The 20,899-nt window shown below is 43.3% G+C and carries 12 protein-coding genes; 2 read left to right on the top strand and 10 right to left on the bottom strand.

The window, feature by feature from the left end:
- Window positions 1–22 precede the first annotated feature (22 nt).
- Window positions 23–1,084: an acyltransferase gene (locus tag AC57BQ_RS06195; RefSeq protein WP_496405443.1), complete on the bottom strand. Its 1,062-nt coding sequence runs from the start codon at window positions 1,082–1,084 to the stop codon at window positions 23–25.
- 106 nt (window positions 1,085–1,190) lie between these two features.
- Window positions 1,191–1,553: a winged helix-turn-helix transcriptional regulator gene (locus AC57BQ_RS06190; protein WP_496405442.1), complete on the bottom strand. Its 363-nt coding sequence runs from the start codon at window positions 1,551–1,553 to the stop codon at window positions 1,191–1,193.
- A 109-nt stretch (window positions 1,554–1,662) separates the two neighbouring features.
- Here AC57BQ_RS06190 and AC57BQ_RS06185 point away from each other — a divergent pair, with 109 nt between their 5' ends.
- Window positions 1,663–2,415: an SDR family NAD(P)-dependent oxidoreductase gene (locus AC57BQ_RS06185; protein ID WP_496405441.1), complete on the top strand. Its 753-nt coding sequence runs from the start codon at window positions 1,663–1,665 to the stop codon at window positions 2,413–2,415.
- Between the two features lie 77 nt (window positions 2,416–2,492).
- Here the strand turns inward: AC57BQ_RS06185 and AC57BQ_RS06180 are convergent, their stop codons facing one another.
- Window positions 2,493–4,892, bottom strand: coding sequence for an ABC transporter permease (locus AC57BQ_RS06180; protein ID WP_496405440.1), 2,400 nt, complete (start codon window positions 4,890–4,892; stop codon window positions 2,493–2,495).
- A gap of 272 nt (window positions 4,893–5,164) precedes the next feature.
- Between AC57BQ_RS06180 and AC57BQ_RS06175 the strand changes: the two genes are divergently transcribed.
- Window positions 5,165–6,085 carry an NADP-dependent oxidoreductase gene (locus AC57BQ_RS06175; protein ID WP_496405439.1) on the top strand — a complete coding sequence of 307 codons (921 nt, stop codon included), beginning with the start codon at window positions 5,165–5,167 and terminating at the stop codon, window positions 6,083–6,085.
- A gap of 248 nt (window positions 6,086–6,333) precedes the next feature.
- Here AC57BQ_RS06175 and AC57BQ_RS06170 read toward each other — a convergent pair whose 3' ends face one another.
- From AC57BQ_RS06170 to AC57BQ_RS06140, 7 genes are all read right to left on the bottom strand, one after another.
- Complete coding sequence (locus AC57BQ_RS06170) at window positions 6,334–9,138, bottom strand: M14 family metallopeptidase (RefSeq protein ID WP_496405438.1); 2,805 nt, start codon at window positions 9,136–9,138, stop codon at window positions 6,334–6,336.
- A gap of 48 nt (window positions 9,139–9,186) precedes the next feature.
- Window positions 9,187–10,635: an amidohydrolase gene (locus tag AC57BQ_RS06165; protein WP_496405437.1), complete on the bottom strand. Its 1,449-nt coding sequence runs from the start codon at window positions 10,633–10,635 to the stop codon at window positions 9,187–9,189.
- Window positions 10,636–10,684: 49 nt separating this feature from the next.
- Window positions 10,685–13,462 carry a M14 family metallopeptidase gene (locus AC57BQ_RS06160; RefSeq protein WP_496405436.1) on the bottom strand — a complete coding sequence of 926 codons (2,778 nt, stop codon included), beginning with the start codon at window positions 13,460–13,462 and terminating at the stop codon, window positions 10,685–10,687.
- Between the two features lie 36 nt (window positions 13,463–13,498).
- Complete coding sequence (locus AC57BQ_RS06155; protein WP_496405435.1) at window positions 13,499–14,836, bottom strand: M20/M25/M40 family metallo-hydrolase; 1,338 nt, start codon at window positions 14,834–14,836, stop codon at window positions 13,499–13,501.
- Between the two features lie 45 nt (window positions 14,837–14,881).
- The gene (locus AC57BQ_RS06150; protein ID WP_496405434.1) at window positions 14,882–15,502 is read right to left on the bottom strand and encodes a hypothetical protein; all 621 of its coding nucleotides are present in this window, start codon (window positions 15,500–15,502) and stop codon (window positions 14,882–14,884) included.
- A 67-nt stretch (window positions 15,503–15,569) separates the two neighbouring features.
- Window positions 15,570–17,168 (bottom strand): SusD/RagB family nutrient-binding outer membrane lipoprotein, encoded by a 1,599-nt coding sequence (locus AC57BQ_RS06145; RefSeq protein WP_496405433.1) that lies wholly within the window; start codon window positions 17,166–17,168, stop codon window positions 15,570–15,572.
- A 36-nt stretch (window positions 17,169–17,204) separates the two neighbouring features.
- Window positions 17,205–20,777, bottom strand: a complete 3,573-nt coding sequence (locus AC57BQ_RS06140) for a SusC/RagA family TonB-linked outer membrane protein (RefSeq protein ID WP_496405432.1) — start codon at window positions 20,775–20,777, stop codon at window positions 17,205–17,207.
- Window positions 20,778–20,899 lie beyond the last annotated feature (122 nt).

Here is a 20,899-nt window from a genome sequence, read left to right as displayed (position 1 = left end):
GTTTGCAGTTAACGAACCTCATCTATCCAACAAGGTGTTTTATGAAGGGTATTTTACTCATCACATAAACTAAAAGCCATGATAGTAAAAAACATGACAAAGCTATAACAGGAATGCTTAGTAACGGTGTAAAAATAGCGTAATTAATATCTGCCAGATCAAAAAGAGTTAATATTAACGCGTGGCTGAAATAGATCCCCAGAGTGAATTTTCCGGCATTTTGAGCTATTTTGTTCAAAGCAGGACTTAATTTAACCTTGGTATGCTTGGCCGTCAAAAACGCGCTCGCCGAAAGCAAAATAATAAAGGGGCTTATAGGTTCATAAAAAAAAGTGCTCAGTTCATGGTTCTTTAACAGCAGGAAATGAGTACCCGCAACAATGATTAATGAGGTTATAACGAAAGATGTCGCCGAGATATAAACTGAACCGCGGATATGGATTTTTTTGTAAGCCAGGTAATAGCCCAGCACCAGATATCCTATATACCCGGTGAAATTATGTAGGTCGATAGCTGTATCGAAGCTGCTTAAATAGGGTTTGCTGACCAGTACTGTTAAAAACCAAATGGCCAGAAAGTATAACAACTCTTTTTCTGAGGCTTGCTTCACAAATTTGCCAATGATGGGTATAAATAAGTACAAGCCTATCAGTAAATAAACATACCAGAGATGATAATACGCACCCGTTTGAAACTGGAGTAAGATCAGTTTAGTGTTTACCCAGAAATTATCGGTAAAAACAAACTCCTCATTATAACATCTGTAAAGTACATAAACCGTGCTCCAGAAAAAGAAAGGTAGTATCAACCGACCAAGCCGTTTCTTTAAAAAACTGCCTAATTCATAATCGCGGTGAAGTAGCAATGCGCCGCTTATCATTACAAAAACAGGTACGGCAAAACGCACCAATGCATTGTAAATATCCGCAACCAGCCAGTCCTGAGCAGCGATTCCTTTATGGTAAAAAAGTAAAGGGGAGGCCGTGTGCAATACCACTACGGCAAACATGGCTATTAGTCGTAAGTTATTTATCCAGGTTATGTTTTGCGGCGTATCCTGTGCGCCATCCTGGTTAAATTTCATCTGCCGGAACTGCAATATCGGGTTTAGGCGCTGGGCACATTATTCTTTATTAATTCAGGTAAATATAAAAACAGCAATTATAAAATGAAAGGTGATATGAGCGAAATTAGTCTTTCTTTATTAAGCTCCGCTGTTTGCCGCCCCAGTCACTGAGTTGTTTCAGGATGGGTCCCAGTTCCAGTGCCATTTCGGTAAGCTCATATTCAACCCTTGGTGGCACCTCGGCAAAAACGGTTCGGATGATCAGTCCGTCCTCTTCCAGGGCCCGCAATTGCAGGGTTAACATGCGTTCTGATATGTAGGAAAATTCTTTTTTGATCTCGTTAAATCTCATTTTCTTTTTGCACAACTTGTCCAGTATCAATAATTTCCATCGGCCTCCAAGCTTATGAACAGCATAGGTCAAATCACAGTCAATAATGCATATTTCGTTACGGGTATAGGTTGAGCTTTGCTTTCTGCCTGCCATTAGTTACTTTTTTGTTAGTACCGCACAATTAATTGTATACCCTGTAAATTTAAGGTTACCCGCTAATTTTGTCAAAGAAATTTTTGAAAAAAAATAATAGTATAAAATTATGGATCTGTATTTAAAAGGAAAAACCGCGGTAGTGACCGGAGCCAGCCAGGGACTTGGGCGGGCAATTGCAAAGGAATTGGCTATAGAGGGGGTAAAAGTATTGGCTACCGCCCGAAATGAGGAATTACTAAAGAGTCTTCAGGAAGAAGTAGTAGCAGCCGGGGGCGTGGAACCAGCTATATTTATACAAGATTTTGTTGCACCCGATGCACCAAAGAAAATTGCAACGGCAGCTTTATTAAACCTGGGGCAGGTTGATATCCTGATCAACAATACAGGCCGCAGCCAGCCGCTGGACGTTATTGGAGCGGATGAGGCCTGGAACGAGTCTATGACGATGGATTTTGATCGTCACCGGCAATTGACACAACAATTACTACCTCATTTTATGGAGCGTAGGCAAGGCTCCATCCTCAATATTACCAGCACTTATGAACTGCGCTCGATCAATGTTTCGGCGGTTGCCAAAGCAAGCATAGTGATGTGGTCAAAGCAGATGGCAGGGCAATTGGGTAAGCATGGTATCCGGATCAATTGTCTGCAGCCTGGCCTTATCGATACAGCGAATGTACGCCGTATATTTACTACCGAAGGGCGAAAGGAATTTGCCTCCCGAGAAATACCCCTGGGCGATTTTGGTGAACCGCAGGATATAGCCAATATGGCCACTTTCCTGGTATCGCCACGTGCTAAGTACATTACCGGTACCGTTAATATTGTTGATGGTGGAATGCGTCATTATGCTTTCTGACACGGTTACTGCCAGCTAATTATAAGATCATCATCGTTGTGTATGATGATCTTATGATTTAACTTATATAAGTAAGATTACTCGCTCCTTAAACTTTTTACAGGGCTCGCAATTGCTGCTTTGATGGATTGAAAGCTTATGGTAACCAGGGCTATCAATACCGAGATGAATGCTACTATAGCAAAAGTTATCCAGGTGACGCTGATGCGGTAAGCAAAACCCGTTAGCCATCTGTCCATCGCATACCAGGCTAATGGCCATGCAATGATATTGGCTATCAGAACCAGTTTTAAGAAATTACCCGAAAGCAATAGTACAATGCGTTGTACTGATGCGCCAAGCACTTTTCGTACCCCAATCTCTTTCACTCTTTTTTCGGCAGAATGGGATGCCAGGCCAAATAAACCCAAACAGGAAATGAAAATAGCCAACCCGGCAAGGATACCGACTATCTGGCTTACCTGGTTGTCGGCTTTGTAAACCTCGTTGAAATGATCATCCAGAAATTGGTATTCAAACGGATAATCAGGATATAAACTATCCCATTTTGATTTGATAAATGCTATAGCAGCAGCAGTATTGCTACCATTGATCTTAACAGAAATATTTCTAAAATCCCAGGCATGCGCGCATACCATAAACATGGGTTCAATTTTGTATTGCAGGGAGTTGAAATTGAAGTTTTTGGCAACACCTTTTATTGTGCCTAATGAGTCAAAGCCAAATTGCAAGCCTATCAATGAGGATAAGGGAGCTTTAGGATGATCTTTTAACAGCGATTTTGCCAGGGCTTCGTTAACAATATATTCCCTGCCGTTGAGTTTTTTATCAGTAGAGAAATTATTACCGGCCGCCAGTCTTATTTTATATAGATCAAGATAGTTATCATCTACTACCAATAGGGTTGTGCCAAAGTCCTGCTTCGGCCCGTCGGCCGGTTTGAATGACACCCCTGTTTGATCTAAATGGCTTCCCAAAATATCCTGAGAGGCTGTTACACCCGATACCAGCGTACTGTTTAATAGCTCATTCTTAAAAAGTTCGTATTTTTTGGTAGTGATCCTGTCTAACGGTATGTTGACGATCTGCTCGCGATTGTACCCGGGATCCTGTTTTTGCATGAATTTTAATTGCCTTAGCACAAATACAGTGGCTATCATCAGGAAAATAGCGCTGCTAAATTGAGTAACAACTAATATATTCCGGAGCAAGCCTTTATCTTTCCCAACTTGTACAGAGCCCTTTAAAACCTTGGCTGCCTGAAACGAAGATAAATAAATGGCGGGATAAATGCCCGATATGAGGCCGATAAGTATCGTGCCCCCGAATACAAAGGATATGGCACCAAGACTGCCAAATACATTGAAGTTTATTTTTCTATCGCTCAGGTTATTAATATAGGGCAATGCCAGCTCAACCAGGCCAATAGCAAGAACCAGCGCGATAAACGAGATCAGCACGGTTTCTCCCAAAAATTGAAAAGCCAATTGAAAACGATGGGCACCTATGGATTTGCGGATACCTACTTCCTTAGCCCTTTCTGCCGAGCGGGCTGTTGAAAGATTAATAAAATTAACGCAGGCTATGATCAGTACGATCAACGCGATAATGGCAAAGAGGTTGGTTGATTTTTTATCAAATTTCTGATAGTTGATATAATCCAAACCGATATCCGCTGAGTTGGCATGCACGTCCTTCAAAGGCAGAAGAAACAGCTTCATATATTTGGTGCCATCTTTGCCCAGATGCTCTGTAATAAAGGCCGGGAATTTCTTTTCCAACAGCGCCTGGTTAGTGCCGGGTGCGAGTTCAAGGTAGGTATTTAACCAGTTGCCGCCCCAATTTTTAAACATCCAGGGTTTATAAATACTGCTGAACGAGAACAGGGCATCAAATTGTAATTGTGAATTTTGGGGCACGTCAGCAAGCACACCGGTAACGGCAAATGAAACGGTATCGCTACCGTAATGGGTTACGGTTTTCCCGATAGGGTTGGCATCACCAAATAATTTTCTGGCCGCTTTTTCGGTAAGTAAAATGCTATTGGGCTTACTGAGCGCGGTTTTTTTATCGCCACTGATCAGTTTAAAATCAAAGATCTGGAAAAAGGTGGAGTCGACAGCAAATGCTTGTGGCAAAAACATGCGCTCATTACTATAGGTTACCTGGTATTTTTCATTCCACTTTATCTTCGTGAAATTTTTTATTTCCGGGTACTTCATTTTTAAGGCCTGCCCCATAGGGAACATAGATAATGCAACTTTTTGGGTTGTACCTTCCTGACCGACTGTCTGTACCTCATTTAAACGGTAAATATTTTTGGTATGAAAATTATCGAAACTCTTCTCATAGGCAACAAACATCATGATCACCATAAAAGCGGCCATGCCCACAGCCAAACCTATAATGTTAATGGCCGAGAAAGCTTTGCTCTTCCAGATATTGCGCCAAGCTATTTTAAAGTAGTTCTTGATCATCGGTTTAATATTCTAAGGGTCAGGAAATTAAAATGATCTTCTAAAATGCGTGCCAAGCTTTCAATGTATTGATTTTTAATAAGTTAAATAAAGAATAAATCATTGTACTGTATCAGAAACGAACGAATATTACTTGTTGTGTATCAAAAACGGATAGATCAAGTTTAAAGACCATTACATTATTGAAAAATGCTGATTGACTTTTATTTACTTGCAAGAGATATTGAATGGATACTACCGGTTACATTTGTATATAACTAACTATAAAAAACATGAAAGCAATTCAAATGACAGGGTACGGAGATTCTTCCGTTTTGAAAATAGAAAATATAGCTAAGCCTACACCGGCAGCCGGCCAGGTGCTGATTAAAATAGCGGCTACAACCATTAATCCGTTTGATATGAAAATTCGCTCGGGTGCAATGCAGCAATTTATACCAATTCCGATTCCCTTCGTCCCCGGCACTGATTTCTCCGGAACGGTAGAGGAGACCGGAGAAAATGTAACCCGGTTAAAAAGGGGAGACAAGGTATTCGCCACAACATTTGGCGGTACCTACGCTGAATACATCGTGATGGATGAAAAAAATGTTTCTTTGACCCCGGATAATGTTAATCTGAATGAAGCTGCGGCCCTGGCTGTTCCGCTGAACACAGCCTATAGCGTACTGATAGAAGGCGCAGATCTGCAAGCAGGTCAAAAAGTATTGATTCATGGAGCCGCGGGTGCTGTTGGTATCGCGATGGTTCAATTAGCTAAAGCATTGGGTGCTTATGTAATTGGCACAGCTTCGGCAAAGGGTACGGATCTCATTAAATTATTAGGTGCCGACGAAGCGATCGACTATAAATCACAAGACTTTAGCAAAATAGTGCATGATGTTGACCTGGTTGTAGACGGAGTAGGAGGTGAAACACTGCAGAAATCATACGCTGTGGTAAAAAAGGGCGGTAAATTAATCAGTATTGTTATGCCTACTTCAAATGAAGAAGCGGAAAAATATGGCATCTCTGCCGAGTTCATCAATTCTGCGCCAAAGCTTGAGAAATTAGCATTTGGTAAAAAAATGGTCGAGGAAAATAAAATTACCCCGCAGATAGTCAAAGTATTGAACCTGGAAGCTGCTGCTGAAGCACAGGACCTGGTTACAGCCGGTGGTCTTAATGGAAAAGTGATCTTACAGGTAAGTTAATACTTAATAATATGTTGAGTGGACGAGGGGGGCGAACTTTATCTTGAGCGGATTGTGCCTGGGCAAAGCGAGCGAAAAATTCCTCCGGCTCCACTAAGACAGGTCTAAGTGAGTAAAAACGCTATAAATTGAACATTTATAGCGTTTTTTTTATGAATTCCAGTCTAAAGAAGTCTATATAAGGTGACAAAAAATGCCCGGCTTACGGGCCGGGCATTAAACAATCAAATAAACAAAGTTTTTAAAAACTATTTACCGGTAACATATAATTGATTAAAAAGCAATTTAAATGTGCCGTGTGATTGTGCACGGAAAGTTATTTCGGGGCCAAAGGCATACAACACTCCTTTGCCAACCGGGGCCACAAAGGCTGCAACACCATCCTTTAAATAAGTCTGCCCCCATGCCCAGCCACTTCTCAGTGGTTTATCAGTTGAAAACCATGCTATCGGCTTCACTCCTTTCTCTACAGCACCGCTATCCAGTTTAAAAACAGGGCTATTGTCAAAATCAATATCAGCTGTATTGCCCATACCCCATGCAGCCGGCACGCTTGGATCAACACTAACACTCAGAATGCTTCCGGGTACATAATATTTTGTCCCGGGTAATGGCTTGTCTTCGTTTTTGCTGTTCTTCTCAACAAGCTCATTATGTACAGGAAGGCCAAGGTGATAAGCAAGATTTGTGCTGCTGCCTATAGTAACTACAGATCCGCCATCTTCCAGGAAGGTTTTGAGTTGGGGGATCGACTTTTCCGGCGTTATTTTACCCAGTCGGTTCTTAAACTCTGCTGTTACTTCTTCCGGTTTGGGTTCACGATCGGCAAATAAGCTTGCCCTGTTGACCCTTTCGCCACCAACCGGCGGGATTGCCCTCGTTACAAATATAATTACATCGTATTTGCTGTGCAGACTACCGGCATCAATATCCTGCGGATAGATAATATCGTACGGGAAATGATACTGCTCCAAAAGCCAGCGTACCCATCCCGAAGGTATCGAACCACCATAGGTGTCCCAAAGGGCAATGCGCATGGATGATATTTTTACCGCATCAGCCGGGCGCTGTTCAATTGTGGTAGCTTTAACACCCAAATCGGCTGCCGCCTTTTCCAATAACAATTTGGCATTTGCCCCTGCGGGGATAAAGAAGGTGCCAGTTTCCGGCATACCCACAATGCCTTTGGGCAAACGATAAACCTCGACACCGGCCTTAAGTAAGTTATTAACGGCTATAAAAGCATTGTTTACCTGCGAACTCAGAAGATAACCAGCCCCCGTGGTTGCAGATAGGATTTGCTTTGGTGGCAACTGGATCTGTCCATATGGAATGGGCTGAAAAGGTCCATTGAAACTATCAAGTATACGATCAAAATGTACGCCCATTTGAAATGTAAGTGTCCAGCCGGCAGCATCATAAGGTTTAATTGGCGGGCCACCCGGATAAAGAAAATCATTAGGATGATCCTGTGGTTCAAACATATCCAACACATGCGGGCGAAATGCCTGATTGGTCTTTACGATATAAGAACCTGCCGGGTATTTCTTCCCCGCAACAGTAAAATCAGCGGTTGCTTTTTGTACCTGGATCCCTGCTTTGATCAGGGCATTGATGAACTTTGTTGCAGTCGGAAAATCGGGCTGATCTGCCGGAAGGATATACCCTCTCGGATCACGAAGGGCGGGATTTTTCAGCACCGCGTCATAGTATTTCATCGGGATGTTACTCCCCCTGGTGCTCCAACCCATAGGATCATCCGGGTTACCACCGCCGGCTGTGCCTGCGTCGGGTTTCTCTGCACTTTTTTGATCAGCCTTATATGCCTGCGTAATGGCATCAGATCGTTTAGGTGATAGTGTCCAGTTATCTTTATTACCCCGGTTAATGGCATTTTTACCCATCCGGTAAATATTGAAAAGAACCTCATCATGCTGGCGCGCCGCATAATCAAGCACGGCATAGTTCAGGGAAACCGAGTAATCTATCGACTGCCGGAAATGCCAAACATCCTGTGGCAAAACGGGATTTGGCGTGGCACCATTCGGGATCAGGCGTTGCGGAACAACGGGGATCTTTTCGGGCGTAGGACTCCCGATGATCTCGGTTAGCAAACCTATCATGTTGTGAAATTGTGTGGTGGTACGCAAACCACCATTGTACCAGGTAGAAAAGCTGGAACCCGTTAACCGGGTATACCCGGGCTTATTCTCTGTATTAAGCCGGCTATACATAGCTGCGCCGAGCGCATCTATCCCGGTGATCATTAGGGGATCAAACACGTAGTTGAACGGATCGCGGTAAGGCGGCCCTGCCAGAACAGAACCTTCCGGTCCCCGTTGATGATGATTATACATGATCTGCGGAAACCATTCCAGGAACAATTGCCTGTTCATATTGGTACTTTCCTTTGTGTTCATCATATAAAAATCGCGGTTATTATCATGCCCTATATACTTTTCATACAGGCGCGGGATATTCAGGTTCCGCTTTTTAGGATCACTCTCCTGCATGTACCAGTTTGATACCAGCTCCATACCATCGGGGTTGGCATGCGTCATCAGGATAATTACATTATCCAGTATCCGCATAGTCTCCGGATCTTTACGGCTGACGAGCTGGTACATGGTTTCAATGAGCTGGTGAGCACCCACAACCTCCGTAGCGTGCAAACCTCCGTCAATCCACACCACGGCTTTGCCTTTGGCTGCCATAGCAAGCGCCTGTTGATCTGAAATACCCTCGGCGCGTGCAAGTTTCTGAGATATCTCCTTGTACTTATTCAGGTTCTTTATATTCCCCGGCGATGATACGATCATCATATATTGATGACGCCCCTCCTCGGTAAGGCCAATATCCACCAGTTTTGTACGGTTGGATACAGCAGCTAATTTTTTAAAATATGCCGCGGTACTGGTATAATTGATGAGTTTATAATCATCGCCTATATTAAAGCCAAAAAAACTTTTTGGCGAGGGTATGGTTTGCGCCGGTGCAACAGATATGCACAACCATAACAGTACGATCAGGGTATAACAACTTTTAATTTTCATAAGATAAGTTTTGGTTATAGAGTATATTGATCATTCATTTTTAATAAATCATTTACGGTAATCCAATGCTGGTTTCCTGTTACCCAACATAGCATCATACTTAAAATCAGCTCCCCTTTTGTCAACAAGTTCGGTATTGGCTTTCTTTACCAGTTCAGGATTTTTAAACAGGTCGTAAGCAGAAAGCGCAATAGTTTTAGCAGCTACCATCATTCCTTTGGTGCCGATACTGGTACCCGCGGCAGCCACGTTTTGCCAGCTATGGCCCGAAGAACCTGGTACAAATGTTGCAGTTATAATGCCCGCCGTGGGGACGGTCCAGCTTACATCGCCTACATCAGAGGATGCTCCACCTGCTTCGGTTGAAATGCTGAAAGGTTTGATATTTGCAGTAGCTTCTACAAACGGAATCGGTTTACTATTACCAATAAATGTGGTCTGTAATTTTTCGGCAAACTGTTTTTCCGGTTCAGTATAAGTAAACCCTTTTACAATCCGCAGATTATTATCCATCACCCTGGCCAAGGTTAAATTTGGCAGCATATTATACACACCACCAATCACCTCATAATCCATCCGGGTGCCGGTACCCAGGGCAGCGCCTTCGGCTGCTTTTACGACTCTTTCCCAGATCTCTTTAACAGTTTGCATCTGGGGGTTCCGTACATAATAATAAACCTCAGCAAAAGCAGGTACCACATTAGGCGCTTCGCCCCCATGGGTAATTACATAATGGATCCGGGTATCTAAGGGGATATGTTCGCGCATCATGTTCACCATATTATCCATCGCTTCAACAGCGTCTAAAGCCGATCGCCCTTTCTCTGGCGCAGCAGAAGCGTGTGAAGCCACCCCATAAAATCTGAATTTGGCATTTTTGTTGGCCAGCCAGGGTGTAATGCCTGCTGAGTTTTCATTACCCGGATGCCAATGCAGCACCGCATTTACATCATTAAAAAGCCCGGCCCTTACCATATATACTTTGCCCGATCCACCTTCTTCTGCAGGGCAGCCATATAAGCGGATAGTTCCTTTTGTACCTGAATTTTTAAGCCAGTCCTTAACCGCAATGGCCGCCGCTACAGACGCGGTGCCAAATAAATTATGACCACAACCATGACCCGCAGCCCCGCTGACCAATACCTTTTGCTCGGGCTCATCCACGTTTGATAAACCGGGCAGGGCATCATATTCGGCCAGAATGCCAATAACCGGTTCACCGCTTCCGTAAGAAGCCACAAATGCAGTAGGAATTTCGGCAACACCTGCCTTTACGTCAAAACCGGCATTTTTTAATTCTTCCTGCAATAAGGCAGAACTTTTCACTTCCAGGTAGCCCGGCTCGGCATAGTTCCAGATCTGGTGGGCAATTTTGGCATAGTTTGCTTCCTTACCTTGTATGGAAGCAATGATCTTTTCTTTCTCCGCGTTTTTCTGTGCATAGGTCATAAGCACAATACCCGAGAAAAAATTAAGCAATAGGATTCTTTTAAACATAAAAAATGTTTTGAAACTTTGTTAAATAATCAATGCAATTAACCCAACATTACTTACTGTAATACAACTGATTAAATAATAACCTGAACGTACTTTGCGATTGCCCACGAAAAGTGATCTCCGGGCCAAAAGCATATAGTTTACCAGCCCCCACGGGTGCAACAAAGGCGGCAATACCATCTTTCAGGTAAGCCTGTCCCCAGGCCCAGCCACTGTGCAAAGGTTTATCAGTATCAAACCAGGCCAGCCGTTTTATGCCTTTTTCTACAGCACCGCTATCCAGTTTAAATACGGGACTCTTGTCAAAATCAACATCGTTTTCAGCAGGCATACCATAATTGGCTGGCTCTGTTGTTTCAAAACGGGTATGCAATAAGCTGCCGGGGATATAGTATTTCAATGCCGAAATCGGACGTTCTTTTCCATTTGCTCCTTTCTCAACCAAAGCATTGTGAACAGGTAAACCCAAATGGTAAGCCAAATTGGTGCTGGTTCCGATAGTTACTACTGTACCACCGCTTTCCATGAATTTTTTAAGCTGAGGGACAGATTTATCGGCCGTGATTTTGCCAAGCCATGGGCGGAATTCCGCAGCCACAGAATCAGGTTTTGGTTGCCTGTCGGGGTATTCACTACGCTCGGCCTTTCCAACTGGCGGAATGGCGCCGGTAACAAATATCAGCACATCATATTTTTTCCGGAGATCTCCGGCATCAATTTCCTGTGGATAAATGATCTTGTAATCGAAATGATATTGCTCCATCAGCCAGCGTACCCAACCCGATGGTATGGAACCACCGTAGGTATTCCAAATCCCAATGCGCATGGGCGAAATTTTAACAGCGCCTTTAGGGGTTTCCTCAACACCCGAAACTTTAAGTCCAAGGGCCGAGGTTTCTTTTGCAAGTACAGTTTTTGATTCTACCGATACCGGAACATAAAAAGTGCCCGGCCCGTCTTCGGGCTTGTCACTTATGCCATTTGGTAAACGGTAAACTTTAACACCGGCCTTAAGCAGGTCATTAACCGCGATAAAGCCATTGTTGATGGATGGGCTAATCAGGTAACCGGCCTTTGCAGTAGTTGTAAGACTTAAAGTCGGTGGCGATTGCAGATCGCCGTAGGGTACTTTTTGAAACGGCCCGTCAAAACCTTCAACCATACGGTCAAACTTTACCCCCATTTGAAATGCCAGTGTCCAGCCGGCCGCATCATAAGGTTTTATTGGTGGCCCGCCTTCGTACTGGAAATCATTTGGGTGATCTTGTGGCTCAAACATATCAATTACATGCGGACGAAAGGCCTGATCTGTTTTAACGATATAAGAACCTCCCGGGTAGTTTTTTCCGGCTACCGTAAAATCTGAGGTAGCTTTCTGAACCTGTATACCGGATAAAAGCAAGGCATTGATAAATTTCACAGCTGTTGGGAAATCAGTTTGATCTGCCGGGATAATATATCCCCGTGCATCCCGGTTTTTAGGCTCTTTTAATACCTGATCATAGTATTTAGCCGGTATATCCCCTTCCCGGCCAAATGCAAATTCGCCTGACTGATTAGTGCTGCTGCTATCCTTTTTGACTGGCTTTTTCTCTCTTTTATATACCGCTTTTATGGAATCGATGTATTTAGGATAAAAGGTCCAATGGTCGCCGCTGCCCCGTTCTATAGAGTTTTTGCCCATACGGTAAATATTATACAGCAATTCACTGCGGTAACGGGCAGCGTAATCAAGCACAGCGTAGTTCAGGGAAACTGAATAGTCAATAGACTGACGGAAATGCCATTTTTGAGGTATAACCGGGTTAGGTGTTGCCCCATTGGGGATCAGGCGATCAGGAACCAAAGCAACAGTCTCCGGAGTTGGGTTGCCGATGATCTCGGTAAGCAAACCAACCATGTTATGAAAGTAAGGCGTAGTGCGCAGGCCGCCATTCCACCAGGTAGAAAACTGAGAGCCAGCACGCTGGGTGTAGCCAGGTTTTCCTTCCACATTTAAGCGGTTATTCATCGCCGCCCCCACCGCATCAATACTGGTCACAATCAGTGGGTCAAATACATAATTAAAGGGGTCGCGGTAAGGCGGCCCCGCCAATACAGAACCTGCAGGGCCGCGCTGGTGATGGTTGTACATGATCTGCGGTATCCACTCTACAAACAGCTGGCGACTGATGTTCTGACTTTCCTTCATGTTCATCATGTAAAAATCCCGGTTATTGTCATGGCCAACATATTTTTGCCATAAGCGGGGCACATTCATGTTGCGTTTTTTAGGATCCTTTTCGCCCATATACCAGTTTGATACCAGCTCCTGCCCATCCGGGTTGGCGTGTGCCAGCAGGATAATATCATTTTTTAAAATGTTCAGCGTTTCCTCATCATTACGGCTTACCAGCTGCCACATGGTTTCAATTAGCTGATGCGCTCCAACCACTTCTGTAGCATGCAGGCCACCATCAATCCATATAACTGATTTACCCTCGGCAGCAAGGCTTTTGGCCTGCTCATCTGTCAGCGCATCGGCGTGGGCCAGTTTTTTGGAAATATCTTTATAATGATCAAGTTTCTTCAAATTTTCGGGGGATGAAACGATGAGCATATATTGATGCCTTCCTTCTTCGGTCATACCAATATCTACCAGTCGGGCACGGTCAGAAGCTGCCAGTTTTTTAAAATACGCCTCCGTTTGCGTATAATTTGCCAACTGATAATCATCCCCAATAGTAAAACCAAAGTGCTCCTTTGGTGAAGGAACTGTTTGTGCCTGGGATACCGATGCGAAAAAAAGCATGGGTAAAACAAACATCCGGTTAAGTTTTCCGATCATGATCTATTGTTTAATAATTTATGGTTTAGTTTCAATTTATTTTGACACGCCGGCTTCGGCCAGTAATAGTAATAAGGCACGTTGTGTGGCTACGTATGCTTTTTTATCATCCAGCCACCATTCTCCCAAAGAATGAAAACCACCAGCCGCGCCGCCGCACCCAATAGTAACCGCCGGAACGCCCTTTGAAATAGGGATATTGGCATTGGTTGACTCCACGCCCAACTTAGGTTCAGCATGTAAAAAACTTGCAGTAGCAATGGCACGCTGCACAAATGGCAGACCGGGATCTTCAACACCCGAAGGCCGGTCGCCTATCAGTTTTACATCAACGGTAAGATCCGCCCCAAACCGTTTTAATTGATTTTCTTCCTTCAAAGCTTTCTGAACAGCATCCTGCAGCAGCTTGTCCATCCCGGCCAAACGTTCCGGGCTTTCTGACCGCATATCCACTTCCATCCATGATTCAAAAGGGATTGAATTAACAGAGGTGCCACCACCAGTAACACCAACATTATAGGAAACACGTACACCTTTTTCGTGTGAGAATTGATCAGCAGCTAATACCCAGTAATGAATAGCGCCGGCTAAGGCATAATGTGGATTGGCTAAACCGAATGATCCCCAGGAGTGCCCGCCCGGACCTTTATAAGTTATACGGTACCGATGTGACCCTAAACCGCGATGTACGATCATATTAATATCGGTACCATCAACGGCGATATAAGTATCTATCTTTCCGGGACCTTTATCACTAAACAGGTTTTTCACACCACGCAGATCACCCTGCCCTTCCTCGCCTACCGCACCAATAAACAGCATATCTGCGTCGGTTTTTATATCTGCTTTTTTTACAGCTTTAAGTACCGTCAAAACAACAGCAAGGGCTCTGGTATCATCAGATACTCCTGGAGCATATAGCGTATCCCCTTTGTGGGTTATTTTAACATCCGTCCCTTCAGGGAAAACAGTATCCATATGCCCTTCCAGTACTACTGTTTTTTTTCCTGTTCTTCCTTTGACTTTTGCTATTACATTTCCCACGTTATCAGTCCAAACAGAATCAGCCCCGGCGGCTTTTAGCAATTCAGCATATTTTTTTGCCCTCACCATTTCTTTGTAGGGCGGAGCGGGTATTTCCGTAAGCAGGATATGGTCTGCCAACGTTTGTGGCTGCAGTTCGACAATGGTTTGCAACGCTTTTTTGACAGGAGCTTTATTAGCTAAGGTATTCACCTCCTGGGTGTATTGTTTACCCGCAACTACTGTTTTTTTTTCAGCAGTGTTATCTTCCTGAGCATATGATCTTAGCGTTACTGTCGTAATTGACAAAAGCACAGCTGCCCTTATCAAACTCGTATAGATAATATTCATTTTAGATGGTTTATATGTTAAATTTATTTTGCCCGGCAACTCTTGTTACTGGCTTTTAAACCTCGCACCCGTACGGCAATCCCCCGGTTCTCCACGCGCTTCATCAACAATATTATTAAAGAAGGTAACTATACGGCTGCCATCATTCAGGTTCAAAATAAATTTGAACAAAAAGTAATCATTTACCTTTACATCGCTCAGGCTGATCCCATTTAAAGCTGCCAGCTGGGCAGCAGTAAAAGTGTACGTTTTAGGAAATTCGGTAACCGTTTCATAGAGCTTATCATTAGCACCAACGATGCTTGGCAAGGGGAACTGGGCAATATTGGGATATTGATTACCGGGAGAAGATATAACAATTGGATAAGCCGGAACGCTTGGCTCGGCCCTGTTAAAACTGTTATAAACTTCTATTGATTTTACACCGCTGGTTCCAAGCGCCTGCCAATTCAATACGTAAGAGAATTGTTCGGTTGCCAGATTAGGATCTTTCAGGTTAAAAAAGACCACTTTGGCAGCTTGCCGGGTGGGCAGAGCCGATTTTGCGGTATCAATTGTAACTGTCGGAACGGAAGTGTAAGTGTAGTCCTCCCATTCGTAATGAACTTTCTTACAGGCAGCTAATCCCACTAAGATCAACGACATGGCCAGTAGAAGATTTTTCATATATATTTTGTTTTGGTAATACTTCATGTTTATTTAGTTAGGTTTCATAAATTATAAGTCAACCATATTATTTATCCCAAAAAACAGGCGTGGTTTGCTGTGCTATTTGAAGCTGACTGCCATTAGTGCTAAAAAATGTATTGGCCGAAAGTTCTGTTTGAGAGTAATAAAGCCGGAGCGGAAATACATTTAAAGGAGATAATGGCGTACGTAAAACCGGTAAACCTGTTCGCCGGTAATCATTATATCCTTCCATACCATTCCCGTAATCGGCAATATATTTCTGTGTCATCACCAGGTTTAGTTTTCCGTTGTCATCCGCAGCATCATACAGAGCAAGCAATCTGTTTACAAACCCGGTTATCAATGATCCCGACAGAGCCACGCCATTATTGGTTGCTGCGTAAGTGCTTACACTGTTTAAATTCGCTGTAACTCCATCACTAAAGTTTTGGCGCGCATCATCACCCGTAGCTAAAGTCAGCGCGGCTTCAGCCCTGGTGAATTTAATCATAGCATTAGTGATCAATGGCATAATTCCCGCACCTGTGCCATCAGTAACAGCCACCACTTTAGGTGCTCCGGTGGCGCCAGTATTGGTAAGGTAAAGGTTTGTGGATGGCAGGTTATTGATCGGGCTATTATCATACAAACCTCCGGCCGGATAGATCCCAAAAACTGATCTGCGCGATTGATCTGCCGGAGCGGCAGTGCCGTCGCCCGGATTACGGCCGTAATAACCATTGCTGTTGGTTGAGTTATTTAAACCGGCAGTAGCATTTTGTCTGAAGATAAAATAACGCAAACGGGGGTCATCGCTATCAAATAGCAGATCCATCCATGATTGGCTTGCATAAAAGGTTTTACCCGCCTGATAGTCGGAACGGTGCCATGGATGACGGTTATTGGGATTTTGATTTGACCCAAACTTAAAGGTAAAGTCCGTTGCATTGCTGCTGATCAATGGAGCACCGCTGCTGAGTAATGCTTTGATAGCCGTAGCTGAACGGGCAGGATCTACCAGACGGATCTGATTGTACAGCTTTAGCTTTAAGGAATTGGCCATGCTGATCCACGAGTTCTTTGTACCCGTATAAAACACATCTGCTGATGCCGGAACTAAAGTAGTGGTTGTTATTTTGCCTGCGTCGGCAATACCCTCATCTATTAAAACCAGTAGTTTCTCGTAAATATCAGCCCCTTTATCCAAGCCGGGGTTTGTGTTTTGCTGACCCTTTTCTGCTGATGTATAAGGTATATCGCCCCACATATCAACCATCAAGCTATACAAATAGGCCTTTTCAAATTTAGCAATAGCCACATAGCCCCATTGTTGCTGTGTTGTACCGGTGCTGATAACTGATTCCAGATCATTCAGGGTCTGGCTGTAAAAACCATCCCAGGAATTGTTAAAATCACTACCCTGCTGCTGAAAGCGGCTTTGTCCTGTGGAGAATATCGTTTGCTGCACAAAGGTTGATGTACCACTGTTAAGCTGATACATATTGCCAACCAGTGATATCTGGGTAGACGGTAATAAAAGCGCTAACTGTGCTGTGGTAGGGTTATTGGGATCGGCGTTTATGTCTACAAACTTCTTGCAGGAACTGCTCATCAGCCAAATGCCCGTTAGCAGTAAAATGTATCTTTTATTTCTGAGTTTCATAAAAATACCTAATTTAAATACGTTTAATTTTAATGCTTAAAAGCTGACCCTGAGATTAATACCAAATCGTTTAGTTGTTGGTACGGCAAGGTTATCATACCCTTGTGAATTCCCTACACCTAATGAACTTACTTCAGGATCAAAATTTGTGTATTTAGGAAAGTTTGGCGCATAGTACCAAAGATTCCGCCCACTCACGGAAATAGACGCTGAGCCAAATGGTGTACCTTTCAGCATATTTTTTGGTAATTGATACGAAAGAGATATTTCCCGAAGGCGAAACACAGTTGCATCAAATATGGAGCCTTCATCCACACCTCCGGGGCCTAATCCGCCGTTAAAGAAATAATCTTCATAAGATATAGCCACATTATTCGGGATCTCCTTACCGGCAGCATCACGTAGCGGTTTTAAAGTGGAAACGTCACCCAATACACCCGGCGATACAATGGCTATTTCCCGATGTTCCGTATCTTTGGTTACCCCACGCGACATCATTTGCCCAACAGTATTGGAGTATATATCTCCTCCCTTTTTCCAGTCGAACAAAATACCTAAGGAGAAATTTTTAAAAGTAAAGTTGTTGGTAATACCCAATATAAAATCGGGATTGGGGTTACCAATGGCTTGTAGTGAGCCCGAAATAAGAGGTTTTCCAGTATTAGGATCAATCAGGATATTACCGGTATCATCACGTGCATAAGCCGTTCCATATATTAAACCATAAGGCTGCCCAACAATGTGCACGCTGCTGGTGCCGCTGGCCCCGCCATAAACAAACTGCTTGTAGCCACCCAAATCATTGATGATATTGCGGTTACGGGTAAATACGGTTGACACATCCCAGTTGAAACCCTTGGCAGACCGGAATGGTGAAAAATTAAGCCCTACCTCAATACCTTTATTAGTTGCCCTGCCCAAATTCAAAATCTGTGTGGTAAAACCTGATGAAGGCGCCGCGGTTACTTCAAATATCTGCGAGGTACTTTTTTTGCTGTAATAGGTAAAATCCAAACCAATGCGGTTGTCAAAAAACTGTAGCTCGGTTCCTAACTCCAGCTCCGTGATAAATTCGGGTTTTAAATTATCATTGGTAAGCAAATTTGCCAGAGTAACAGAGTTATAGGTGCTGCCGCCCGCCGGAGTAAAAGGTGTACCGATGGAACCCGTACCGGAAGATGCCCCCAATGGCGAATTGATGAGATAAAATTCGGCTGTTTGATAAGCAGAGGCCTCATTACCTACACGCGTATAACCAGCCCTAATTTTACCAAAATTCAGGATATTATCAGGTATTTTTAACGCTCTTGTAAATATCAATGAACCGTTGGCTCCGCCGTAAAAATAGCTCCTGTTATTTGGCGGCAAGGTTGAAGATATATCATTGCGACCAACAAGATTTAATGAAGCGTAGTTTTTATAATCTAAGGTGATGTCTGTAAAAAATGCATAAAAACGTTGCTCCAGGATATTACGGTTGTTCACCAATTGAACCGGGGTTACTGAACTGGTGTTAGTAATGGTATTTAAATCGGCCACAATCATTCCATCACCATAAAAGGCCTTACGGTTTGTTAAACGCTGATTAATATTATTACCCAGGATCCACTTTAAGGTCAGGTTATTGTTTATAGCCTTATTAACAGTAACCAATAAAGTATTGTCCAATTCCTGCCGGTAAATGTCATCGGTGGTTATACTTCCGTTAGGATATGATGATGAGCCTTTCCCTCTTACATTTACCCTTCTATCGGTATAAGCATTAAAACCGGCTGTATTCTGGATATTAAGCCAGGGTAGCGGATCAAAGCCTAACACCAGGTTGCCATAGTACCTGTCAACATCGCTGGTTGACACACTGTGTTTAACAGACCAATACGGATTATCAACCCCTGTATAATCGTACACGTTGGTACCATCAATAGGGTTTTCATACGGATAATGTGTTAAATCGTAACTCGTGGGTGTGTACATCAGCGCCGACATAATAGAGCCGGTTGAACCGCCTATGGGTGGTGTTTTTTGCCTTGTGGTTACATAATTGATGGAACCGCTTGCATAAAATTTATTCTCAAGCTTAATATTGCCGCCTATATTTATGGAGGTACGGTTAATTTCATTATTAGGTACCACACCGGTGTTGGTTGTTCTGGATATACCAGCGGTGAAATTTCCTTTTTCGCTTCCCGATGTTATATTAACCGCGTTTTCATATAAACTTCCTGTTTGGAAAAAGTTTTTTACATTCTCTTTAGCGTATGATTTATAGGGCACCTGAATCGGTGTAATTCCATCGGCTTCATAAAACTGAGGGAATACGGCCGAACTAAATTGCCTGGTTAATTGCTGCGGGATAGTTAACCGGGTTGGCAATATACTTGGAACGCCGGCAAAAGGCTGTCCCCATGAGGCATAAACACCTTGCCTGTAATCATTATTGGTACCCTGCCCGTAGCTTGTTTGATAATCAGGAAGGCCAGCCACATTTTCAAACGCATAAGAGGTACTATAGGAGATCTCGGTACCTTTACGACTTTGTTTTTTTCCTGATTTGGTGGTGATAATAACCGCGCCGTTCGCTGCCCTTGAGCCATATAAGGCGGCCGCAGCGGCGCCTTTTAGCACGGTCATGCTTTGAATATTATTGGGATCAAGGTCAAAAGCCCGGTTGGTAACGCCCGATGCACCAACACTGGTAGCGCCAACATTGGTAAAGCTGGAGTTATCAAACGGAACACCATCTACAACAAATAACGGCTGATTGTTACCATTTAAAGAGGAATTACCGCGTATGGTAATATTGGTACCGCCACCGGCAACACCACCTGATGATTGGATATTTACACCTGCAACCTTACCTGTTAACGCCCTTAAGGGATCTGGTTCTGATTTCTGAGCCAGCTTATCGGCGTTTACCGTACTTACCGAATATCCTAATGTCGATTTTTCACGCCTGATACCGGCAGCCGTCACTACTACCTCATTAAGTGTTTTGGAATTTTGGGTAAGCTGAACATTGATAACGGTTGATTCGCCCACGGTTACCTCCTGAGTATCAAAACTGATATAGGTAAAAACAAGGATGCTTGAATTATTGGGGACCGTTATTTTATAATTACCATCAGCATCGGTAACAGTACCAATCTTGGTGCCCTTAATTAGTATACTTACGCCCGGCAGTGTGGTTCCGTCGGCTTTAACCGTGACCTTTCCGGTAACTATATGGTCCTGACCAGCCATCCAGTTGCCGCTGTCCTTCACGATGTTATTTAAAACTACGCCGGGATTTTTTTTTAAAATGATATAGCCGCTGTGCTCATTAACACTGTAATCTATATCCAATTTAACCAGTATCTTATTTAGTACATCACTTAACTTTTCCTGACTGGCATTAACGCTTACCTTACTTTTAAGCGGAATTATGCTTGAACTGTAAACAAATTTAACCTCAACTTTATTCCTGATGCTATTGAGTGCTTCTTCCAGGCTAACATTCTTTAAGTTGATCGAAAGCCTTTTATTTAAAATATCCTGTGCATAATCAGGATTCGCGAATGCAACGCCTGATAGCATGATCACAACCATAAATTGTAAAACTGATATTCGCATTAGCTTAATTAAAAGAACCTTTTTCTTTTCCTTACATTTTTGCATACATTTGTTTGTTTTGTTGATTTTTGAATAGAATGAGACAAAAAAATCCCTTACCCACAGCAATGGGTTATCTTATT

The sequence above is a fragment of the Mucilaginibacter sp. BGA-UO-ETr-C110 genome (assembly GCF_059567985.1).
This window is presented reverse-complemented; position numbering and strand designations above follow the sequence as displayed.

Coding starts and splice junctions, on each gene's coding strand:
- AC57BQ_RS06150 (WP_496405434.1), bottom strand. CDS start 15,502: ATGAAAAATCTTCTACTGGCCATGTCGTTGATCTTAGTGGGATTAGCT.
- AC57BQ_RS06170 (WP_496405438.1), bottom strand. CDS start 9,138: ATGAAAATTAAAAGTTGTTATACCCTGATCGTACTGTTATGGTTGTGC.
- AC57BQ_RS06145 (WP_496405433.1), bottom strand. CDS start 17,168: ATGAAACTCAGAAATAAAAGATACATTTTACTGCTAACGGGCATTTGG.
- AC57BQ_RS06175 (WP_496405439.1), top strand. CDS start 5,165: ATGAAAGCAATTCAAATGACAGGGTACGGAGATTCTTCCGTTTTGAAA.
- AC57BQ_RS06140 (WP_496405432.1), bottom strand. CDS start 20,777: ATGCGAATATCAGTTTTACAATTTATGGTTGTGATCATGCTATCAGGC.
- AC57BQ_RS06180 (WP_496405440.1), bottom strand. CDS start 4,892: ATGATCAAGAACTACTTTAAAATAGCTTGGCGCAATATCTGGAAGAGC.
- AC57BQ_RS06155 (WP_496405435.1), bottom strand. CDS start 14,836: ATGAATATTATCTATACGAGTTTGATAAGGGCAGCTGTGCTTTTGTCA.
- AC57BQ_RS06160 (WP_496405436.1), bottom strand. CDS start 13,462: ATGATCGGAAAACTTAACCGGATGTTTGTTTTACCCATGCTTTTTTTC.
- AC57BQ_RS06165 (WP_496405437.1), bottom strand. CDS start 10,635: ATGTTTAAAAGAATCCTATTGCTTAATTTTTTCTCGGGTATTGTGCTT.
- AC57BQ_RS06185 (WP_496405441.1), top strand. CDS start 1,663: ATGGATCTGTATTTAAAAGGAAAAACCGCGGTAGTGACCGGAGCCAGC.
- AC57BQ_RS06195 (WP_496405443.1), bottom strand. CDS start 1,084: ATGAAATTTAACCAGGATGGCGCACAGGATACGCCGCAAAACATAACC.
- AC57BQ_RS06190 (WP_496405442.1), bottom strand. CDS start 1,553: ATGGCAGGCAGAAAGCAAAGCTCAACCTATACCCGTAACGAAATATGC.